The organism is Marinisporobacter balticus, from assembly GCF_004345705.1.
GTDB lineage: Bacteria > Bacillota > Clostridia > Peptostreptococcales > Thermotaleaceae > Marinisporobacter > Marinisporobacter balticus.
The window spans coordinates 82,837-103,847 of record NZ_SLWV01000006.1; the positions used below are offsets into that span (position 1 = coordinate 82,837).

Sequence of the window (21,011 nt, forward strand, 5' to 3'; positions counted from 1 at the left end):
TATATCAAATTTTTTGAAGAATTTATAGAGTACATTCATTGAAATATTTTGAAAAAATATCATTTCAAGTTAAAAATGGATGGTAATATTGCTTAAAATCATCAGAAACTTGTAACCTAAATTAAGGACAGTTTTTTGCAAAGGGGAATTGACAACAGAATATATCGTTGATTTTTTAAATACATTACCACTTAGAATAAAACTATGATAGAATGACAGGATAGATTTAGTAATAGATACGAATAATAAATAAAAACAAGAAAGGAAATAGATAGAATGACTGATTTTTTAAAACTTGGAATTGGAAGAGAACTAGAAAATATATTGCAGAAAAATAGTATTATAGAACCTACACCTATTCAGGTTCAAGCAATACCCCTTCTTTTAGAAGGTAAGGATGTTATTGCTCAAGCGCAGACAGGAACAGGAAAAACCCTTGCATTTATCCTTCCAATGATGGAAAATATGGATGTAAACAAACCTTGTGTACAAGGACTCATTATTACGCCTACACGAGAATTGGCGATTCAAATCACAGCTGAGGCGAGAAAACTAATGTCTGCTAAGGGGATAAATATACTAGCGGCTTATGGTGGTCAAGATGTGGAGAAACAGGTACATAAATTAAAAAACGGCATACATATGGTTATTGCTACACCAGGACGGTTGCTAGATCACTTAAGACGTGGAAGTATTAACCTGGGGAAACTTTCAATGCTTGTACTCGACGAAGCGGATCAGATGCTGCATATGGGATTTTTAAAAGAGGTAGAGGAGATTATACATCAGACGCCTAAAAGACGCCAAACCATGTGTTTCTCTGCTACCATGCCAAAACAAATTCGAGCCCTATCTACACGTTATATGAGACAACCTATAAATATTCAAGTAAAAAGTAGTAAGATAACCCTTGATGAAATAAAACAGCTAGTCATTGAAACCACAGATCGAGGAAAGCTAGATGCACTTTGTACGGTAATAGATGAATATAAACCATTTATGGCAATGATTTTTTGTCGTACGAAGCGTCGTGCAAGTGCACTCAATGAACAATTGCAAATGCGTGGCTACAATTCAGATGAGTTACATGGAGATATTAGTCAAGCAAAACGTGAAAAGGTGATGAAAGATTTTAAAAATTTGAGAATACAATTTCTTATAGCAACAGATGTGGCTGCGCGAGGGATCGATGTAGAGGGGATGACACATGTATTTAATTATGATATTCCCCAAGATACAGAGTCGTATATTCATCGTATAGGACGTACAGGACGAGCTGGACAAACTGGTTTTGCCATTACTTTTGTTGCACCTAAAGATCGAGAAACTTTAAAGTCAATTGAAAAAGGAATACAGATGACCTTGAAGAAACGGAAAATTGTAGGGCCTCAAGATGATGAAGAAGTTAATGATTTTAAAAAGAGAGACAATAGAAGAGGATATGATAAATCCAAAAGACCTAGTAAACCAGAAGCTGGGCGGTTCAAAAGTAAAAAGAAAAGCAACGATAAAGAAAAATCTTCAGCAGACAAAAGACAAAAATCTACAAATGGAAAACCTCGTGCAGGTGTTAAAAACACCAAGATCAATAGTCCTTCAAGAGGCAAAAGATATTAGGCATAAAGGAGAAAGATGAATTTACAATGTAAATTTATATGGATAGTAAAAGAGGTTGTTCATTTTGTCTTAAATAAAGCAGTATGATAGATACAAGAAAAATAAATATATTATAAAATGCCTCTGCTAATAATAGTAGAGGCATTTTATGGATATATGAGAACAAATAAGTTGAAATTTAAAATAAAAGATTGCTTAGAGAGCCTAGATTTTAAATTCATTTGAAAATTTAGGCTTTTTTATTCACAAATCGCTTTTGATTTTATCACGATTTCATCACAATTAGAGATTATAATCCAATTAGAGATTTGCAGCTGATATACTTGGATAAATTACTAGAAAATTTAAGATTCAAGTAAGTTAAGGAATACACAAGAATAAATAGATCATTTATTTTTGCGTATTTATAAAAATGTAAAGGCTATATAAGGGAGGAAACTGAATGTGGTAAAGAAATTATTAATAAACAAAAAATCAAAGGTGCTAATTGTGCTCATTGCACTTATTGGGATGAGTTATGGTGGATATGCATATAAAACAAAAGTTCAAGCAATATCTTCAGAAGAACCTGTATTAAAAGAAGAAAGGGTACAAAAAGGAGATATTATTATTGATTTTACTGGAGATGGAGAAGCACAAATACCTGTTATAAACTTAGATTTTGAAATAAGTGGAAAATTAAAAGAATTATTTGTGGATACAGGGCAGTCCATAAAAAAAGGAGATATTGTGGCAAAGCTAGAGGATACAGATTATATGAATAAGCTTCAAAACGCGCAAGTGCAGTATGAAAAAGCCATCACAAAGCTTGAACAAACAAAACAGCAATTTAAGCTAACAACAATATCGGAAAAACAGAAATTAGATGCGCTAAAATCAACATTTGATGAAATTAGCCTAGACTATGATGCAATGATTCAGCTAGAATCCATTTATCCGAAGATGGAAATTGAAAAAAAAAGAATCGCATATGAAAGTGCAAAGATAGCTTATGAAACACAAATTGAAAGACTTAACATTATTGCAAATGAAAGTAAAGATATTGAAATGGAGAAAGCAAATGTGACTACTGCTGAAATAGCACTTAAAACCGCACAAAATGATTTGGATAACACGGTATTAAAATCACCGATGGATGCAAATATTTTAACCATTACATATAAACCTGGCGAGACGATTCCTACTGTCAAAGAGTCAGGAGAAGTGACTTCTGATACGAGTCATTTTATGGTTATATCGGATGCAGATAAACTAGAGGTAATTGTGCCCGTATCAGAGATCGATTTATCTAACGTGTTTATAGATCAAGAAGTTGAAATAGAATTTGAAGCTTTTGAAGGTAAAAAATTTAGGGGTAAAGTTCTTTCTATAGATGTTTTGCCTAAAATAGCAAGTAGTGGATTGGTCACTTATGAGGTGAAAATTGGTTTAGATGAGGGTACGAATCAACTTAAAACAGGGATGACTTGTACGACTTCTTTCATATTAAATCAACGGAAAAATATATTAACCATTCCCAATAAATCAGTCAGTATCGTTGATGGAAAGCAAGTGGTTCAAGTAAAAGATGAACAAGGAAATATTGAAATAAGGACGATTAAAACAGGATTGACAGATGGTAATAATGTAGAAGTGATGAACGGACTTAAGTCAGGTGAAACGATATTTGTAAAAGAGAAAAAATAGAAGTGGGTGTTAGACCATGCGTATGACAGAGATCTTCACAGCTGTGTTTATCAATATTAAAGAAAATAAATTTAAAGTTTTTCTTACTTCTCTTGGTATTATTGTAGGGGCTTTAACGATTGTCTTGGTAATTGGCATAGGAAAAGGAAGTCAAGCGAATGTGGAAGAACAGTTTAAAAGATTAAATGTAGGAACACTTTATATCATGCCTAACTTTGGAGGGAAAGGAACAGAAACACTTAGTTTAGAGGATATAGAGGCAATAAAAGAAGAGGCATCATCCGTCAGTGCCGTGACGATTGTGGTTAATGGGAGTTCAGAGGTAAGTTATGCGAAGACATCGACCTCTGCATCTATAGCAGGAGCTACAAAAGACTTTCAAAATATAAATAATTTGAGTGTAGCGCAAGGGGAATTCATTACCGATGCGCATAATGAAAAAAGAAAAAAAGTAGCTGTAATTGGTGCAGAGATTGCTACTGTGCTATTTGAAGAAAAAGAATATTCAGAAATCGTTGGAGAAGATATTGTGATAAATGGCAAAAGATATGAAGTCATAGGTGTTTTAGAACGTTTGGGAGGAAATATGCCAGGATTTAATCCAGATGAAGGGATTATCGTTCCTTATGATGTAGCAGAAAAATATATTGTAGGAAAAAGAGCACGAACAAGTATTATGGCTTTAGCAAAGGATATTGATTATGTTGCAGATGCAGCCGATGAAATAACACAGATATTAGCAAAACTGCATAAGGGAAAAAGTGATGATTTTAGAGTTCGGGATGCGGGTAGTAGCCTTGTAGCAGCACAAGATTCAGCAAAGGTGATGACATTGCTTCTTATGTCTATTGCAACGATTGTATTAATTGTGGGTGGTATTGGCATTATGAATGTACTGTTTGTTTCGGTGAAAGAAAGGACAAAGGAGATCGGTATTTTAAAAGCAATAGGAGCAAGAAAAAAAGATATTTTACTTCAATTTTTACTTGAATCTGTTGTGATTAGTACTTCTGGAGGGTTGATAGGTATTTTTCTTAGCATAATGATAATCCCCCTTATGAAGTATACAGATATAAGCGTACTTCCTTCTTTCCTTGGATATGGGATGGGATTGGTATTCTCTATTGCTACAGGAACATTTTTTGGTTACTATCCTGCCATGAAGGCAGCAAATCTTAAACCAATAGATGCATTAAATTATGAATAAAGGAGATGTTTAATCATGATGAAAAAAAAGTATAATTGGGTGATCCCTATGCTAATGGTGGGGCTACTATTTGTAGGATGCACAAAATCTAGTGAACCAGCGGATGCAGTACAAAATAATACACAACAAAGTACTGTGATAGATAATACAAAACAAGATGGTGTCAAAAATAATGAAAATGCTAAAAGAGATAGCCCTGATTTATATGGCAAGGTCAAAAAAATATTAGGAAACGAAGTAACTTTAGAGTTAGCAGAATTACCAGAAAGAAAAGAAATGTCTGAAGAAGATAGAGAAAAAATGAAGGTACAAATACAAAATGGCAATCCTGGTGAAGGCGGTTTTGGGGGGCAAGGAAATAAAATGAAAAGAGAAATTAAATTTACAGGAGAGACGAAAAATATTATTATTCCTGTAGGACTTCCTATTGTATCTGCAAAGCGTGGGGAGGAGACGGAGTTAGAATTAGGAGATATTATAGAAGGAACATTTCTACAAATATGGCTCAATGAAGATGCATCCGTTAAAGCCGTACATGTGATACAAGGTAGAGAATAATTATGGATCAAGAAAATATTATATATATGAAAGATGTTGTGAAGTCCTATAAGATGGGGAATAATGAATTGGTTGTATTAAAAGAAGTATCTTTACAGGTAAAACGAGGAGAATTTGTTGCAGTATTAGGGCCTTCAGGTTCTGGGAAATCAACACTGATGAACATTATAGGCTGTATTGATGTTGTTAATTCAGGGGAATATAGACTTTCTGGCCAAAATATAGATGCAAAATCAGAGGATGAATTGAGCGCAATAAGAAATAGAGAAATCGGGTTTGTTTTTCAAAAGTTTAATCTTCTTCCAAAATATACGGCAATTCATAATGTGCAAATGCCTTTACTTTTAAGAGGATTAGACAGAAAAACAGCTTATGAAAAAGCAAAATACGTTCTAGAGAAGGTAGGACTTGGAGATCGAATAGACCACAAACCGCTAGAATTATCAGGGGGACAACAACAGCGTGTTTCAATTGCAAGAGCATTAGTGGGAGACCCCAATATTTTACTTGCAGATGAACCTACAGGCGCTTTAGATTCTCAGACGGGTAAGGAAATTATGGATATGTTTTTACAATTAAATCAGCAGGGAAATACAATTGTAATTATTACCCATGATGAAGAGATTGCCCAAAAAGCCAAGAGAATCATTCATGTGAAAGATGGGAATATTTATCAATGAAAAAGAGAAGCGTGAAATTTTACGCCTCTCTTTTTTTAAACTCAAACCAAACCGTTGTACCTTTATTGATTTCACTGTCTATACCATATGAAAAATGATGATTTTCTAATATGTTTTTTACAATAGACATCCCTAGACCTGTACCGCTCGCATCTCTTTTTCTAGATTTGTCTACCTTGTAAAAGCGATCCCATATATAAGGCAAATCTTCTTTTGGAATGCCTTGTCCATGATCGATAATCGCTATTCGCACAGAGGTATTTGTAGGTTTTACTTTAATCGTGATTGTACTAAATTCATAAGCATGTTTAATGGCATTATTCATTAAATTAAAAAATACTTGATAGAGCTTATCTTTATCGGCATAAATGTATGTATTTTCATCCTCCATATCTAAAACAAATTCAATATTTTTCTTTGATGCAAAGAAATGAAACTTTCTAAAAATATTTTTTGTTAAATCGATAATAGGAAATTTTGTCCAAACAAGATCTAAATAACCAGCTTCCATCTTAGATAAGTAAAGGATCTCTTCAACCATTGTATTTAATCTGCTTGACTCATCTATGATCACTTGTAAGTGTTGGTCTCTGTCTTCTTTTAGATCATCTACATCCATGACCAATTCAGCATAAGCGCGAATGAGACTAATAGGGGTTTTTAGTTCGTGAGAGATATTCGCAATGAATTCTCTACGGAAATTTTCGGTTTTACCTAATTGGATAGCCATATGATTAATCGTATCCCCTAAAATACCAATTTCATCATTAACATCTAAGATTACGTGGGCTGTAAAATCACCTTCAGAAATTTTCTTTGAAGCTTCTGTAATCTTTAAAATGGGGTTTGTGAAAAGCTTCGCGAGTAAAAATGCTAAGAGCGCTGTAATGAATAAAGAAATCCATGTAATAATGGATAATTGTTTTTTTAAAATAGAGGATGTTTCTTGAATCGGTGCTAAAGCGGATGTTAATATAATATTACCAATAAAATGTGTATCCTGTTGAATAGGGACCTTTACAACGAGTACAGTGCGCTGAGATTTGCCAAATTGTTCAATAACGGTTTCGACTTCCTTAGAATTCAAATCTATATTAGAACGGTCAAACAAGGTCGGAGGTTTTCTAAAAGGCATATGCGTTTCAACTTCTCTTGAATTTAAGTTTATATCGAATCGTTTAAATAAATCAACCATATCTTTTGGAGGTCTAGTATTTTTAGTAGGAAATAAGGGATTGTTATTTATATCCATGATTGTAATGTTAATAGTAAAAGAAAAAGTAGATCGAAAGGCATCTATTTCATCAACTACTTCTTGGGAGATCACGGTGGGATCAGCAGATGATAATACAATGGAGGCTATTTTATTTCCTTGTTCTAATAAAAGATCTTTCCTTTCCTCAATATAAAAATTTTCTAATAAAATCACTTGAAACAACCAAATCATTAAAAGAATGATGACTACTAAAGCGCTAATCCCTAGCCATAGCTTACTTAATATACTTTTCATTTTATTCTCCTATCTTAAGTTTATAACCAGTTCCCCAAACTGTATGAATATACTTTTTATAAGTGCCTAGCTTTTCTCTAATTTGTTTGATATGAGTATCTACTGTCCTTGCATCTCCAATAAAATCGTATCCCCAAACTTTATTTAATAATTGTTCTCTTGAAAAAACTTGTTGTGGATTTTGTGCAAAGAAATATAAAAGGTCAAATTCTTTAGGGGTTAAAAAAATTTCATGCGCATTTAAAAATACTTGTTTAGCAAGGGATCTAATTTCAAGATGATTGATTTTTATATTATTTTCATCTGTTTTATGATGCATATTACTTCTTTTCAAAAGTGCCTTGACTCTTGCTATCAGCTCTTTTGGGCTAAAAGGTTTTGTAATATAATCATCTACACCTAATTCGAAGCCAAAAAGTTTATCATACTCTTCGCCTCTTGCTGTTAGCATGATAATAGGAACAGAAGATTCTTCGCGAATTTTCCTACATACAGTCCAGCCATCTATTTCAGGCATCATGACATCTAATAAAAGAAGAGAGAATGAGGAACTTTTAAATTTTTCTAATGCATCTTTTCCATTGATGGCTTCTTCTATTTTATAGCCTTCACGCGCAAGATATATTTTAATCACTTGACGCATTTTATCTTCATCATCTGCGATAAGAATATTTATATTTGACATATACAAATCTCCTTTATTTACTTTAAGATTATCATAACACAGTTTAAATAAAATAGAGGATCATTATAAAAAAATTTATTATTTGCACACAAATGCATCACAAATTGCACACAAAGTGAGTTTGTTCAGAAAAGTTAAATATCTATAGTGGAGAGGGTGATTCTATCCTAACGGAATCAATTTGAATGCTCACTTATAGAAGTGGGAGGCTTATAAAAAGATAAAATGATTAAAAACATATAAAACATTTATACAACATACACGAATTGACAATATTTTAGATAATACGACAAAATAGGCCGATTCATGATATAATGAATGTATTGAATTTACAAAGATACAAAGAAATGGAGTGAAGTCATTGTTGAAAAAAATGTCAAAAGTATATTTACCTATTTTTGTACTCGTATTATTCTTTTTATTCATTTTAACTGCATGTTCTAAAGAGCAAAAAATAGAAAAGAAATCAGCGAATAGTGCTGGAAATTTAGAAGTTCACTTTATTGATGTAGGTCAAGCAGATGCGATACTAATTAAAAATGGTGAAAAATCTATGCTAATTGATGGAGGAAATAATGGAGATTCAGATGTAGTGGTAGATTATTTAAGGAGCAACGGAATAAAAAAATTAAATTATGTCATTGGAACACATCCTCATGAAGATCATATTGGCGGATTAGATGCAGTTATTGATGGGTTTGATATAGAAAAAGTCTATATGCCAAAGGTTACACATACGAGTAAAACGTTTAAAGATGTAATCACTGCAATAAAAAATAAAGGACTTAAGATTTCTAATCCTGTTGTAGGCAGTGAATTTATGCTAGGAGATGCGAACGGAATAATTCTTGCACCAAATAGCAGTGAATATAAAGATTATAATAATTATTCTATTGTAATAAAATTAATATATGGGAATACTTCTTTTCTGTTTACAGGAGACGCAGAAGAGATATCTGAAAAAGAAATGCTACAGAAAGGATTTGATGTATCAGCGGATGTATTAAAGATTGGACATCATGGAAGTCATTCTTCTACGACTTCAGCATTTTTAGACAAAGTAAATCCCGAATATGCGGTTATTATGACGGAGACAGGAAATGACTATGGGCATCCGCATAAAGAAACAATGGAGAAGTTAAAAAATAAAAAAATTCCTGTTTATAGAACGGATGAAAGTGGAACCATTGTTATGATAAGTGATGGAGACCATATCCAATTTAATATAAATCCTGGAGATTATAGCTACGGGAGAGAAAGTACAAGTACCGTAAAAAAACAAAGCAACATCATTCAAACTGCACAAGCAGCAGAAATACCTATAGAAGAGAAGGTATATGCTGATGAAAAAGAAGAAGGATTAATAAAAGGAAATATTAATAGCAAAGGAGAAAAAATTTATCATATGCCTGAGGGGGCGTATTATAAAAACGTAAAAGCAGAGAGAATGTTCAAAACCGAAGAGGAAGCCAAAGATGCTGGATTTAGAAAATCTAAAAAGTAGGTGAGTACATGTATGCTGTTATAGACAGATTCGAAGGAAGCTTTGCTATATGCCAAAAAGATGATGGTGAAATGATAAACATTGAAAAGAGTAGGATTCCTTTCTATGCAAAAGAAGGAGATGTATTATCGTTAAGTAAAGATAAGGTTATTATTGATCAGGATGAGACGGGAAGAAGAAAAACTAAAATAGAGGGAATAACTAAGGATTTATGGGAATAGCTTCAGATTTCTGCTGAAGCTATTTTTATATTATGAAGTTTTTTTATAATATAATAAGCAAAAGTAGATTACATAGCGTTTGTACTGATTCGTATTGAATGGTAATATATATAAATTTGTGGAATTAATTCCTTAAAGGATTTTTTGATTTGTTTGTCTAATATAGAGTTTAATATTCAAATTTCTAAAACAAGGAGGCGTTTTATTTTGACGAAAACGATTAAACCTATACTTATGATCGTGATTACTTTGCTTTGTGTATTATCTATGTTTTCACTAAATTATGCAGAAGAAGTTGTAACTGGGACTGTGATTGATAAAAATGCAGTTTTAATGAAAGAACCTAAAATTTCAGCACAAAGCTTAAATCATTTGGCTTTAGGAGAAGAAGTGTTTATAGAAGGAAATCATGGGAAATGGTATCAGATATCTACGCGTAATGGTCTATTTGGATGGATGCATAGCGAATGTATTTTGGTTGACGCGGGTGAAAAAGACCCAATAGAAAATGGTATCGTCAATGCAGGATCTGTAGATGTATATGAAAAGCCAGAAATTGAGGCTGGAATTAGTGGGAAATTAGGATTTTCAACGAAAATTGTAGTAGTGAAAAAAGATGCAGATTGGTATCAAGTGGCTATGGGGGATGAAATCATCGGATGGGTGCATTCTGAAAGTATTTTAACAACACCTATTCATAAAAAAGCAAAAATAATGGCTGAAAACGGAGAAGTTCGATCAGAGGCATCAAGAAATAGTAAGATTATAAAAAATTTAGAGAAAAATGATAAGATAAAGATTAATGGTTTTAAAGAAAGCTATTTTCATATCACATGGGGTGAAAAAGAAGAAGGTTGGATTTATTCGAGTGAAGTGAGTTTGATTCATGAAGAGTTTTTTAATGGTGTTTTTGTAGCAAAAGATAAACAAAAAAAGTTTATAGAAAAAGAGGAAAACGAAGAAAATAGCGTACAAACTTTTGAAGATATTATAGAGAATGCTACAGATCTTGGAGATGGATATAGTGCTACAGCCTATGACTTATCTATTGCTTCCTGTGGAAAAGCTGTAGGGGCAAAGCATAGAGGATTTACTAGGACAGGATACAACTTAAATGGAAAGAGTTGGGAAGATGCAATGATTGTTGCTGTAGACTCAAGAACGATTCCATTAGGAAGTAGGGTGCTCATATTATTTGACGAATCAGATTGGAGAGCAAGATACAATGGAATTTACCTTGCAGCAGATACGGGTGGTGGCGTAAAAGGAAAAACAATCGACTTGTATTTGGGAGATATAGGAAATCAACAAATGAAAGAAGTAAAAGATTTTGGTAAAACCGATAATGTAAAAGTGTATCTTTTGAATTAATGCATAAAGCCCAATTTAGGGCTTTTTTTTTATAAGCATAATGCATTAGTTATATATAAATGGAAAAGATAAGGATATGGAGGTGAGCATTATTTGAATGAATCTCTTATGAATAGACAGATTGCTTTTATTATTTTTCATTACGAAGGTGAAAAAATATGATAAGAAAATGCAGTAAATTATTAATAATATTTATATTTTCTTTAACGTTAACAAGTTGTTGGGATTATGAGGATATAGATAAAAAAAGTATAGCCATTTCTATCGGTGTAGACCAGGTGGCAGACAAGGTTCAATTTTCTAGTGAAATTACCAAACTTATTCCTTCTCAAGGAGATACAGAAAAGGCTCAAACAGCAAATGTATACAATACAGTATCCTATGGGAAGAATTTTGAGGATGCTCGGATCCACTATGATGCGATAAACCCATTTCCCGTTTTTTTAGGAGTAACAAGAGTTGTTATTTTTGGGACAGATTATGCAAAAAAAGGGATAGAATCTTATTTCAATAGAATTGGCAGTATATATGATTATAGAAAAACCCTTTTACCTGTAGTAAGCCGTGAAAAACCTACGGAGTTATTTGACATAAAGGTAGAGAAAGATATTTCTGTAGGATTTTTAATAGAGAACACGATAAATAGTTTAGCAAATAGCGGAAAAACATTATATCCAAACGTTGGAGAGGTGCTTTCTAATATTGCATTAGATGAAGTTGGTTATGTTATGCCATATGTTGGAATAGAACATGGCCATATAGTTTATTTAGGGTTTGCAGTGATGAAAGATTCAAAATTAGTGGGTGTGATAGATCTTGTAGATACGGATGGGGTGCTGTATCTATTAGCAGAAAAACCTATATTGGTTGAGGCGATACCTGATCCTAAAAAAGAAGAAAATGTATATTCTTTTCGAACAGCTATTAAAAAAAGAAAGATTAAAACAAACTATATGAATAAAAAAGTTGTAATCAATATTGATTTAGATTTGAATGCAGCATTAAGATATCAGTATTATACGCAACCAGTAAGTGATAAAAAGATAAAGAAGCTAGAAGAGATGATATCAGAAAAAGTAAAAGAAGACATGCGTAACATTATTAAAAGGTCACAGAAAGAATTTCAATGTGATATTTTTCAATTTGCAAAATACTTCAGAGCACAATATCCTAATATTTACAAAAAAATAAAATGGGAAGATGCATTTAAGGATGCGAATGTAAATGTTACGGTTAAAACAAAAATTATAAACAAGAATTTAGCAGATCCAAATGCGAAAAAGAAATATTAAAGGATGGATGTTATCAAAAAGAAAAAGAGGAAACTGAAGAAAATAACGTAAAAGCTTATCTTTTGAATTAATCCATAAAGCCCAATTTAGGGCTTTTTTTATGGAAATAATGCATTAGTTTGTGATAAATGGAAATCATAGTATCATGGAGGTGTGAATTATTTGAATGAATCTCTTACGAATAGACAGATTGCTTTTATTATTTTTGGTGTACTTATAGGATATGGTGTGATGGAACTTCCCAAAAATGTTGCAGAAAATGCAGGGACAGGGGGATGGCTGTCTTTACTTATTGCTACTGCTATAACAATCATTTTTGCTTATATGATTACATATCTTTCATATGTTTATAAAAATAAGACAATCTACGAGTATAGTGAACGATTAACAGGCAAGTTTATTACGCATATATTTATGATCATCTATATTTTTTACTATTTCTTAGGGTTTACAATGATTACAAGAGTTTCTTGTGAAACAATAAAGCTCACGATATTATTAAAAACCCCTATATGGGTATTAAGTTTATTGTTCAGTTTTGTTATATACTATGCTGTAATAAAAAGACTGCGTGTCATTGCAAGGGTTTGTGAAATTTATGGAATCTTTATTATTATAGCTGCGCTTTTGATACATACATCATTATTCACCCAGGGGAAACTGATTAATTTAAGACCATTTTTTGTTTTAGAGGATTTACCGTTGTACTTTAAATCAACACTGAATATGATATTTCCATTCTTGGGTATAGAAATACTTACAATAATCCCTTTTGCAAAGAAGAATCATAAAAAAGTTTTTAAATATATCACTTTGATGATCGTGTGTATAAGTTTTTTTTACATAATGATTGTAGAATCTTGTATTTCTGTAATGGGTGTTGATGAGATTGTTCATTATAATGATGCATTATATGCCACAATTAGAAGAGTGGATATTCCAGCTTTTCAGGTTATAAGAAGATTAGATGGTATATTTCTGATTGCATGGATTATGGCTATATTTTGTACAATAACCATATGGTGTTATGGCGCAATTGTTCTGTTAAGTAAATTATTTAAAAAAATTCACTTTAATCTGCTTGCTTTTATTGTGGTTTTTATGGGCTATATTGTTTCTCAAATGCCTACTACATATGATCAAGTGAAAAAAGTACTTGATTATATGAGTTACTATGGGTTAGTGGTTATGGGCATCATACCAACCATATTATTTTTCATTACGAAGGTGAAAAAATATGATAAGAAAATGCAGTAATTTATTAATAATATTTATAGCTTCTTTAATGTTAACAAGTTGTTGGGATTATGGGGATATCGATAAAAAAAGTATGACCATTTCTATCGGTATAGAACAGATTGGAGACAAGGTTCAATTTTCTGGTGAACTTGCAAAACTTACTCCCTCTAAAGAAGGTACAGAAAAGGCCCAAACAGCACAGATATACCATACAGTATCCTATGGGAAGAATTTCGAGGATGCTAGGATCCACAATGATGTGATAAATCCATTCCCAGTTTTTTTAGGAGTAACAAGAGTTGTTGTTTTTGGAACGAATTACGCAAAAAAAGGGATAGAACCTTATTTGAATAGGATTGGCAGTATATATGATTATAGAAAAAACCTTTTATCTGTAGTAAGTCGTGAAAAACCTAAGGCGTTACTTAATATAAAGGTAGAGAAAGATATTTCTGTAGGATTTTTAATAGAAAACATGATAAATAGTTTAGCGAATAGCGGAAAAACATTATATCCAAATATTGGAGAATTGCTTTCGAATATTGCATTAGGTAAAGTTGGTTATGTTATTCCATATGTTGGAATAGAGCATGACCATATCGCTTATTTAGGGTTTGCAGTGATGAAAGATTCAAAATTAGTAGGGATGATAGATCTTGTAGATACGGATGGGGTATTGTATCTATTAGCAGAAAAACCTAGATTGGTTGAAGCCATACCGGATCCTGAAAAAGAAGAAAATATATATTCTTTTAGAACAGTTATTAAAAAAAGAAAGATTAAAACAAACTATATAGATAAAAAAGTTGAAATCAATATTGATTTAGATTTGTATGCAGCATTACAATATCAATATCATGTTGCGCCATTAAGTGATAAAAAGATAAAGAAACTAGAAGAAAGGATATCAGAAAAAGTAAAAGAAGACATAGGTAGCATTATTAAAAGGGCACAAAAAGAATTTCAATGTGATATTTTTCAATTTGCAAGATACTTCAGAGCACAACATCCTAATATTTATAAAAAAATAAAATGGGAAGAGGCATTTAAGGATGCGGCTGTGAATGTTACGGTCCAAACGAAAATTATAAACAAGAATTTAGAAGATCCAAATGCGAAAAAGAAATATTAAAGGATGGATAGTATGAAAAGGAAAAATAAATTATTTGTGGAAAAAATCAAAACATTCAGCGAAGGGAAATTTGGCGTATCTGTAAGAAAACTAACGATTCTAAATGAAGAAGCGTTTATACTTTATATTCAAGAGCTTACAGATGGAAAAATATTATCCGATAGCATCATAAAACCCATATTACAAAATGGCAAAGATACAATGCTTACCATAGACAAGATCTTTAGTTCTGTTATTTATATAGACGATATTTCCATGGATGATGATGAAAATAAGATAGAAGATTATATTTTAAAAGGAAAATCAATTATTATTTTGTCTAATAGTGAAAAATATATCATTGCAAATACTTTAAAGATTGAAAAAAGAGCAGTTTCAGCACCACAGGTAGAGACTACTTTAAGAGGTCCTAGGGATTCCTTTACTGAAAATATGGATACAAATCTTTCATTAATACGTTATAGAATAAAAGATCCATCCCTTAGAATGGATAATTTTGTAATTGGAAGAAGAACAAAGACGAATGTTGCAGTAGTTTACATAGAAGATATTGCAAATAAAAAGCATGTGGATGAAGTGAAAAAGAGATTAGACGAAATAGATATAGATGGGGTACTTGAGTCAGGATATATTCAAAAATTTATCTTAAATAATACTTTTGATTTATTTCCTCAAGCGGGGATTGTTGAGCAGTCAGATACAGCATGCCAAAACATTCTAGAAGGAAAACTATGTATTATTGTAGAGGGAAGCAATTTAGCTTTGGTTGTTCCAAAAACATTTATTGAATTTTTAGATACGGGGGATGATCATTACGAGAATTTATATTTAGCAATTTTTTCTAAGATGTTAAGATTTTCAGCGCTTGGTATAGCTTTAACACTATCTGCATTATATGTTGCAGTTGTTAGTTTTCACTCTGATATTCTGCCGCCCCAATATATTTTAGCCATCGCAACATCAAGAGTAACCGTTCCTTTCAATGCATTTTTAGAAGTAATAGCAATGGAATTTATAACAGAAGTACTCAGGGAAGCTAGTATAAGACTTCCACAACAAGTTGGTGCAGCAATCAGTATTGTTGGTGCTATTGTTATTGGTCAAGCAGCGGTTGCTGCAGGGCTAATTAGTCCCCTTATGGTGATTATTGCATCTTTGTCTATGATGTGTTCATTTGTCGCTGCTGATTATACTATTATGAATCCAATTCGTATATTAAAATTTATGATGATTTTTATAACAGGGATATTCGGGATATTTGGATTTACGCTAGGATTTACCTTTATTATAATCAATTTATGTTCTCAAACAAGTTTTGGTATTCCATATTTTGCACCTATTGCACCCTTTAATTTTCAGGATCTGAAAAATTATATATTTAGCGACGTAAACTTAGAGAGGAAGAGGCCCAAATTTCTAAACACAATAGATAAGACAAGAAAATAAAAGTCAAATTTTTTCTAAAAAATACAGGAATGCATAGCTTTACAAAAGATAGCGTAAAGATTAAAATGATTACCATAAAGTATTTATTTTAGTCTATTTTGGAGATGATTAAATTGGTAGAACTATTAAAACATCTTGTGAATAATCTTAGCTATCTGATTGTCATTGCTTTTTTTATTTCTAAGTTGAATACATTTAGGCAGATGATACGGAAGGATCGCATAAAAAGAATTGAAATTTTTATACTAGCTGTTGTATTTGGAGGAATAGGCATCCTTGGAACATATGTAGGGATTAATATAAGAGGTGCCATTGCTAATACAAGAAATATTGGGGTGATGGTAGGCGGCATTTTATGTGGTCCTTTTGTGGGGATTGTTGGGGGGATACTTGCAGGGGTACATAGAATTTTGATTGATATAGGAGGAATCACATCATTTCCATGTGCTTTAGCAACGGTAATGGGAGGGTTTTTGTCTGGGATTATCTATAGAAAATCTAACGTAAAAAATAGATGGCTGTATGGGCTTGGTGGAGGCATTATAGTAGAAAATATGAGCATGTTTTTTATATTGGTATTTTCAAAGCCATTTGATTTAGCTTTAAGCATTGTGAAAGATATTTATGTGCCGATGGTATTAATCAATGGAATTGGAATTGCTATCGTTATTATGATAACAGAAAATATTTTTGAAGCAGAGGAAGAAATTGCAGCAAAACAAGCAAAGCATGCGCTTGAAATTGCAAATAAAACATTGCCCTATTTTCGTGATGTCAATGAAGATTCTTTAAGAAAGGTTTGCGAAATTATCAAGGATTCTGTGAAAGCAGATGCAGTGTCTATAACAGACAGAAAAAAGATCCTTGCCCATATAGGCAATGGAGAGGATCATCATACTGTTGGAAAGGAAATACTTACAAAAGCAACAGCGCGAGCAATCCAAGAAGGAACAACACAAATTTTAAACACACCAAAAGAGATAGAATGTATGGAGGATCATTGTCCATTAAAATCAGGTATTATTGTACCTTTAAAGGAAAATGAAAAGATAATAGGAACTTTGAAAATTTATTATAAAGATGAAAATCATATAACCTTTCGGGATATAAGTTTAGCAGATGGTTTATCACAACTTATTTCTACACAACTTGAAATTAGCAAACTTGAAAAATTAAAAGAAATGGCAAATAAATCTGAAATCAAAGCCCTTCAAGCACAAATCAATCCACATTTTTTATTTAATGCACTAAATACAATTGTATCCTTTATGCGACTAGATATAGATAAGTCAAGAGCATTGATTATTGATTTATCAACGTATTTAAGATATAACCTTGAAATAGAAGATGAATTAGTAAGTTTAAATAAAGAATTAGAACAAGTAAGGGCATATATAAAGATTGAACAAGCCAGGTATGGAAACAAGTTAAATATTATTTATGATATGAAAGAAAACATAGATATAAGAATCCCAAGTCTTACGATACAACCCCTTGTTGAAAATGCTATAAAGCATGGGATATTAAAGAATAATCAAAATGGATTTATAAAGATTAGTATAAAAGAAGAAACGGATAAAAAAAGGGTTGAAATAATGATAGAAGACAATGGGGTTGGCATAGAAGAAGATATTATTCAAGGTATAAAAAATGGAAAAACCAAAGAAGGAAGTATTGGACTTTTAAATGTGTATAATAGATTAAAACTTATTTATGGGAAAGGGCTTAATATTGAGAGATTGAAGAAAGGAACAAGAATATCTTTTGAAATCTATAGGAAATAGGGGGGGGGCAAAGTGATTGAGATGCATTATTGTAGAAGATGAATATCCATCTAGGGAGGAACTAAAATATTTTATTAAAACATACAGTTGTATTGAAATTCTTGAGGAATTTGATGAAGCTTTAAGTGCATTAAAATTTCTAGAGAATAATCGGGTGGAGGTTGTGTTTTTAGATATTAATATGCCTAATTTAGATGGTATGTCGTTTAGTAAGATTATAAGTAAATTTGAAGAAAAACCAAAGATCGTTTTCATTACAGCTTATAAAGAGTATGCGGTAGAAGCTTTTGAAGTACATGCTTTTGACTATATTTTAAAGCCATACGCTGAAGAAAGAATCATTGATGCACTTAAAAAGTTAGAAGATGAGGATGAAGTAACAAATAAAACATACCAATGTCATAAAATTACTTTATGTAAAAATGAAAAAATGATTGTAATGGACTGGATGGATATATATTGTTGCGAAGCGGATGAAAGAGAAACCATTGTTTATACAAAGGATGAAAAATATATTGCTAAGATGAATATATCACAGTTTTTTGAAAAATTACCCCAAGATAAATTTTTTCGAAGTCATCGATCATATATTTTAAATCTAGATAAGATCGAGGAAATTATTCCTTGGTTTAACAATACTTACAATGTACAGCTTGAAGATATAGATGTACAAGTGCCGGTTAGTAGAAAAAACATAAAAACATTTCGCAAAATTATGGGAATATAAAATCTAAGTGCATACACGAAGCATCTTTCGTGTTTAGTGTGGTATTACTTGTATTAGCAGTTGTATGCTTCGGTCTGTTTATGAATAAAGTAAAAAAAGAAAAAATAAAAACATCTATATAACCAATAGAAGCAGATGATTTTGCTATCTATTTTTTTCTGTTTTATAAGTCGATATATTAAAGTTAAAGATAATTTTTAAAATAGATTTTTAACATAGACATAAAGAAATAGCACCAAAAAAACAGAAAATTTTTTATTGACATATTATAAGAATGTTTGTATAATGAATATCGAGTCACAAATCACATAGGATTAAAGTGAAGACGGAGAGAAAAATACCATGTATTTAACTACAGAGAGCTAACATTTGCTGAGAGTTAGTGTTAAGACTAGTATACAATGATCACTCCCGAACTGCCGCGTCGAAAGAGGTATTGAGTAGACAAGGATGGTTGCCACCAATATATGGCTATGGTTCAAATAAGTCTTAATAAACTTTATTTCGACCTGAATAAAGATACAATGGTGTTCATTGTAAATTAGGGTGGTACCGCGAATATAATCTTTCGTCCCTATAAATATTTAATAAATATTTATAGAGATGAGAGATTTTTTTAGTGCTATTTTGAAAGGAGGAATACATTAGAAAACATCTTGTAGATAGGCGAACACAAAATGTAGTGAATATTCTAAAAAATAAATATATGTTGAATTTTTATGAAATTAAGTAAAAAATTACAAAAATGGATTTTAAAATAATGTGAAGCATCTATGTGAAATCACAAAAGAAAGGAATAAAAAAATGAAAAGAGATAGTTTTGGATCAAAATTAGGGATTTTAGCAGCTGCAGCAGGATCAGCAATTGGATTAGGGAACATATGGAAATTCCCTTATATTACAGGAAAAAATGGAGGAGCCGCATTTATATTAGTTTATTTATTTTGTATCGCATTGATCGGATTGCCTGTTATGGTATCTGAGTTTGTATTAGGTAGAAAAACACAAGCGAATGCAGTCGGTGCATTTAAAGCAATAGAGCCAGAAAAACCGTGGTATTTAGCAGGTCATTTAGGGGTTGCGACTGCATTTATTATATTATCTTATTATGCGATGATTGCAGGGTGGATATTCTCTTATATGGGTAGAGCTGTAACAGGAAAATTAATGACTGTAGCACCGGATCAATTAGGTGATTATTTTGGAAGCATCATTGGTGGTACAACAGAGTCAATGTTTTGTACTTTTCTCGTATTACTTATAACAGCAGCTATTGTTATATCAGGGATTAAAGATGGAGTAGAAAAATATAGTAAGATATTAATGCCTGTTTTATTGACCATATTGATGGTACTTATGGTTAGGTCTGTCACTTTAGATGGCGCTTCAAAAGGATTAGAATTTTTATTTAAACCTGATTTTTCTCAGTTAACGACAAAAGGCGTACTAGAAGCCTTAGGACATGCATTTTTTTCTCTGAGTTTAGGAATGGGGATCATCATGACCTATGGTAGTTATATCAATAAAAAAGAGAATATATTTAAACTAGCTGTTCAAGTAACGATTGCAGATACTTTGATTGCACTTATGGCAGGTGTCGTAATTTTTCCAGCAGTGTTTGCTTATGGATTTGAGCCAGCAGCAGGACCAGGACTTATTTTTATTACATTACCAGCAGTTTTTGACGCAATGCCATTTGGTACATTCTTTGAAACCTTATTTTTCGTGCTTATCGCAATTGCTGCCTTAACCTCTACAATATCACTTTTAGAAGTAGTTGTAGCATTTGCTATAGAAGAATTTAAAATGAGTAGAAAGAAAGCAACGATTATTGTAACATTTGCTCTTTATTTATTGGCAATACCAAGTATACTATCTTTTAGCGCATGGAGTGGGGTTACAATGTTTGATGGAAAAACATTCTTTGATCTATTTGATTTTATGACATCAAATATATTCCTACCGTTAGGAGGATTACTTGTATGTATCTTTGTAGGACGCGTATGGGGTACTAAAAATGCAGTGGATGAAATTACGAGCAATGGACTCTTTGGATTCGAATATGAAGGCGTATATAATTTTACGATCAAAGTGCTAGCGCCTGCCGCTATTGTAGTGATCTTCTTAAATTCTACAGGATTATTGAATAAAATTTTTAGTATGTAAGTAATTTGTAGTTATTATATTTATAAGACGAGCAGTTTTTCTTTAATAGCCCTTGTTGCGAAAGGTTAAGCAACAAGGGCTATTGTATTATATACGATACAATGATAAATACCAATTATATTGTACTATAGATTACAATACAATATAATTAAATATATCATAAGTTTGAAAAATAACAAAAATAGG

17 protein-coding genes and 1 other annotated feature are annotated in these 21,011 nt (G+C 31.8%); of the genes, 15 read left to right on the forward strand and 2 right to left on the reverse strand.

Annotated features, from left to right (window positions below):
• Nucleotides 1-276: 276 nt before the first annotated feature.
• From EV214_RS06580 to EV214_RS06600, 5 genes are all read left to right on the forward strand, one after another.
• Nucleotides 277-1,617, forward strand: a complete 1,341-nt coding sequence (locus tag EV214_RS06580) for a DEAD/DEAH box helicase (RefSeq protein ID WP_132243957.1) — start codon at nt 277-279, stop codon at nt 1,615-1,617.
• A 444-nt stretch (nt 1,618-2,061) separates the two neighbouring features.
• Nucleotides 2,062-3,303, forward strand: coding sequence for an efflux RND transporter periplasmic adaptor subunit (locus EV214_RS06585; protein WP_132243959.1), 1,242 nt, complete (start codon nt 2,062-2,064; stop codon nt 3,301-3,303).
• Nucleotides 3,304-3,319: 16 nt separating this feature from the next.
• Nucleotides 3,320-4,510 (forward strand): ABC transporter permease, encoded by a 1,191-nt coding sequence (locus EV214_RS06590; protein WP_132243961.1) that lies wholly within the window; start codon nt 3,320-3,322, stop codon nt 4,508-4,510.
• Between the two features lie 15 nt (nt 4,511-4,525).
• On the forward strand, nt 4,526-5,068 hold the full coding sequence (locus EV214_RS06595) for a hypothetical protein (protein ID WP_132243963.1): 543 nt from the start codon (nt 4,526-4,528) through the stop codon (nt 5,066-5,068).
• 2 nt (nt 5,069-5,070) lie between these two features.
• Nucleotides 5,071-5,748 (forward strand): ABC transporter ATP-binding protein, encoded by a 678-nt coding sequence (locus tag EV214_RS06600; protein ID WP_132243965.1) that lies wholly within the window; start codon nt 5,071-5,073, stop codon nt 5,746-5,748.
• Nucleotides 5,749-5,767: 19 nt separating this feature from the next.
• Here the strand turns inward: EV214_RS06600 and EV214_RS06605 are convergent, their stop codons facing one another.
• Together EV214_RS06605 and EV214_RS06610 are read right to left on the reverse strand one after the other, a co-directional pair.
• Nucleotides 5,768-7,258, reverse strand: coding sequence for a sensor histidine kinase (locus tag EV214_RS06605; RefSeq protein WP_132243967.1), 1,491 nt, complete (start codon nt 7,256-7,258; stop codon nt 5,768-5,770).
• Between the two features lies 1 nt (nt 7,259).
• Nucleotides 7,260-7,943 (reverse strand): response regulator transcription factor, encoded by a 684-nt coding sequence (locus EV214_RS06610; protein WP_132243969.1) that lies wholly within the window; start codon nt 7,941-7,943, stop codon nt 7,260-7,262.
• A gap of 361 nt (nt 7,944-8,304) precedes the next feature.
• Here EV214_RS06610 and EV214_RS06615 point away from each other — a divergent pair, with 361 nt between their 5' ends.
• The 10 genes from EV214_RS06615 (at nt 8,305) to EV214_RS06660 (ending at nt 20,825) form a co-directional block, all read left to right on the forward strand.
• The gene (locus EV214_RS06615) at nt 8,305-9,447 is read left to right on the forward strand and encodes a ComEC/Rec2 family competence protein (protein WP_243116576.1); all 1,143 of its coding nucleotides are present in this window, start codon (nt 8,305-8,307) and stop codon (nt 9,445-9,447) included.
• An 8-nt stretch (nt 9,448-9,455) separates the two neighbouring features.
• Nucleotides 9,456-9,668 (forward strand): DUF3006 domain-containing protein, encoded by a 213-nt coding sequence (locus EV214_RS06620; protein ID WP_132243971.1) that lies wholly within the window; start codon nt 9,456-9,458, stop codon nt 9,666-9,668.
• 207 nt (nt 9,669-9,875) lie between these two features.
• Nucleotides 9,876-11,039 carry a 3D domain-containing protein gene (locus EV214_RS06625; RefSeq protein WP_132243973.1) on the forward strand — a complete coding sequence of 388 codons (1,164 nt, stop codon included), beginning with the start codon at nt 9,876-9,878 and terminating at the stop codon, nt 11,037-11,039.
• A gap of 158 nt (nt 11,040-11,197) precedes the next feature.
• The gene (locus EV214_RS06630; RefSeq protein WP_132243975.1) at nt 11,198-12,331 is read left to right on the forward strand and encodes a Ger(x)C family spore germination protein; all 1,134 of its coding nucleotides are present in this window, start codon (nt 11,198-11,200) and stop codon (nt 12,329-12,331) included.
• 162 nt (nt 12,332-12,493) lie between these two features.
• Entirely contained in the window at nt 12,494-13,588 is a 1,095-nt protein-coding gene (locus EV214_RS06635; RefSeq protein ID WP_165916281.1) for a GerAB/ArcD/ProY family transporter, read from the forward strand.
• Nucleotides 13,569-14,702 (forward strand): Ger(x)C family spore germination protein, encoded by a 1,134-nt coding sequence (locus tag EV214_RS06640; protein ID WP_132243979.1) that lies wholly within the window; start codon nt 13,569-13,571, stop codon nt 14,700-14,702. Before EV214_RS06635 ends, EV214_RS06640 begins: the two co-directional genes overlap by 20 nt.
• Nucleotides 14,703-14,714: 12 nt before the next feature.
• Complete coding sequence (locus EV214_RS06645) at nt 14,715-16,148, forward strand: spore germination protein (protein WP_243116577.1); 1,434 nt, start codon at nt 14,715-14,717, stop codon at nt 16,146-16,148.
• A 113-nt stretch (nt 16,149-16,261) separates the two neighbouring features.
• Nucleotides 16,262-17,932: a sensor histidine kinase gene (locus EV214_RS06650; RefSeq protein WP_132243983.1), complete on the forward strand. Its 1,671-nt coding sequence runs from the start codon at nt 16,262-16,264 to the stop codon at nt 17,930-17,932.
• A gap of 16 nt (nt 17,933-17,948) precedes the next feature.
• Nucleotides 17,949-18,659: a LytR/AlgR family response regulator transcription factor gene (locus EV214_RS06655; RefSeq protein ID WP_132243985.1), complete on the forward strand. Its 711-nt coding sequence runs from the start codon at nt 17,949-17,951 to the stop codon at nt 18,657-18,659.
• Between the two features lie 313 nt (nt 18,660-18,972).
• Nucleotides 18,973-19,238 (forward strand) — a binding site (T-box leader).
• A 225-nt stretch (nt 19,239-19,463) separates the two neighbouring features.
• Nucleotides 19,464-20,825: a sodium-dependent transporter gene (locus tag EV214_RS06660; protein WP_132243987.1), complete on the forward strand. Its 1,362-nt coding sequence runs from the start codon at nt 19,464-19,466 to the stop codon at nt 20,823-20,825.
• Nucleotides 20,826-21,011: the final 186 nt, after the last annotated feature.

Coding starts and splice junctions, on each gene's coding strand:
- EV214_RS06630 (WP_132243975.1), top strand. CDS start 11,198: ATGATAAGAAAATGCAGTAAATTATTAATAATATTTATATTTTCTTTA.
- EV214_RS06640 (WP_132243979.1), top strand. CDS start 13,569: ATGATAAGAAAATGCAGTAATTTATTAATAATATTTATAGCTTCTTTA.
- EV214_RS06590 (WP_132243961.1), top strand. CDS start 3,320: ATGCGTATGACAGAGATCTTCACAGCTGTGTTTATCAATATTAAAGAA.
- EV214_RS06620 (WP_132243971.1), top strand. CDS start 9,456: ATGTATGCTGTTATAGACAGATTCGAAGGAAGCTTTGCTATATGCCAA.
- EV214_RS06610 (WP_132243969.1), bottom strand. CDS start 7,943: ATGTCAAATATAAATATTCTTATCGCAGATGATGAAGATAAAATGCGT.
- EV214_RS06595 (WP_132243963.1), top strand. CDS start 4,526: ATGATGAAAAAAAAGTATAATTGGGTGATCCCTATGCTAATGGTGGGG.
- EV214_RS06600 (WP_132243965.1), top strand. CDS start 5,071: ATGGATCAAGAAAATATTATATATATGAAAGATGTTGTGAAGTCCTAT.
- EV214_RS06580 (WP_132243957.1), top strand. CDS start 277: ATGACTGATTTTTTAAAACTTGGAATTGGAAGAGAACTAGAAAATATA.
- EV214_RS06645 (WP_243116577.1), top strand. CDS start 14,715: ATGAAAAGGAAAAATAAATTATTTGTGGAAAAAATCAAAACATTCAGC.
- EV214_RS06605 (WP_132243967.1), bottom strand. CDS start 7,258: ATGAAAAGTATATTAAGTAAGCTATGGCTAGGGATTAGCGCTTTAGTA.
- EV214_RS06660 (WP_132243987.1), top strand. CDS start 19,464: ATGAAAAGAGATAGTTTTGGATCAAAATTAGGGATTTTAGCAGCTGCA.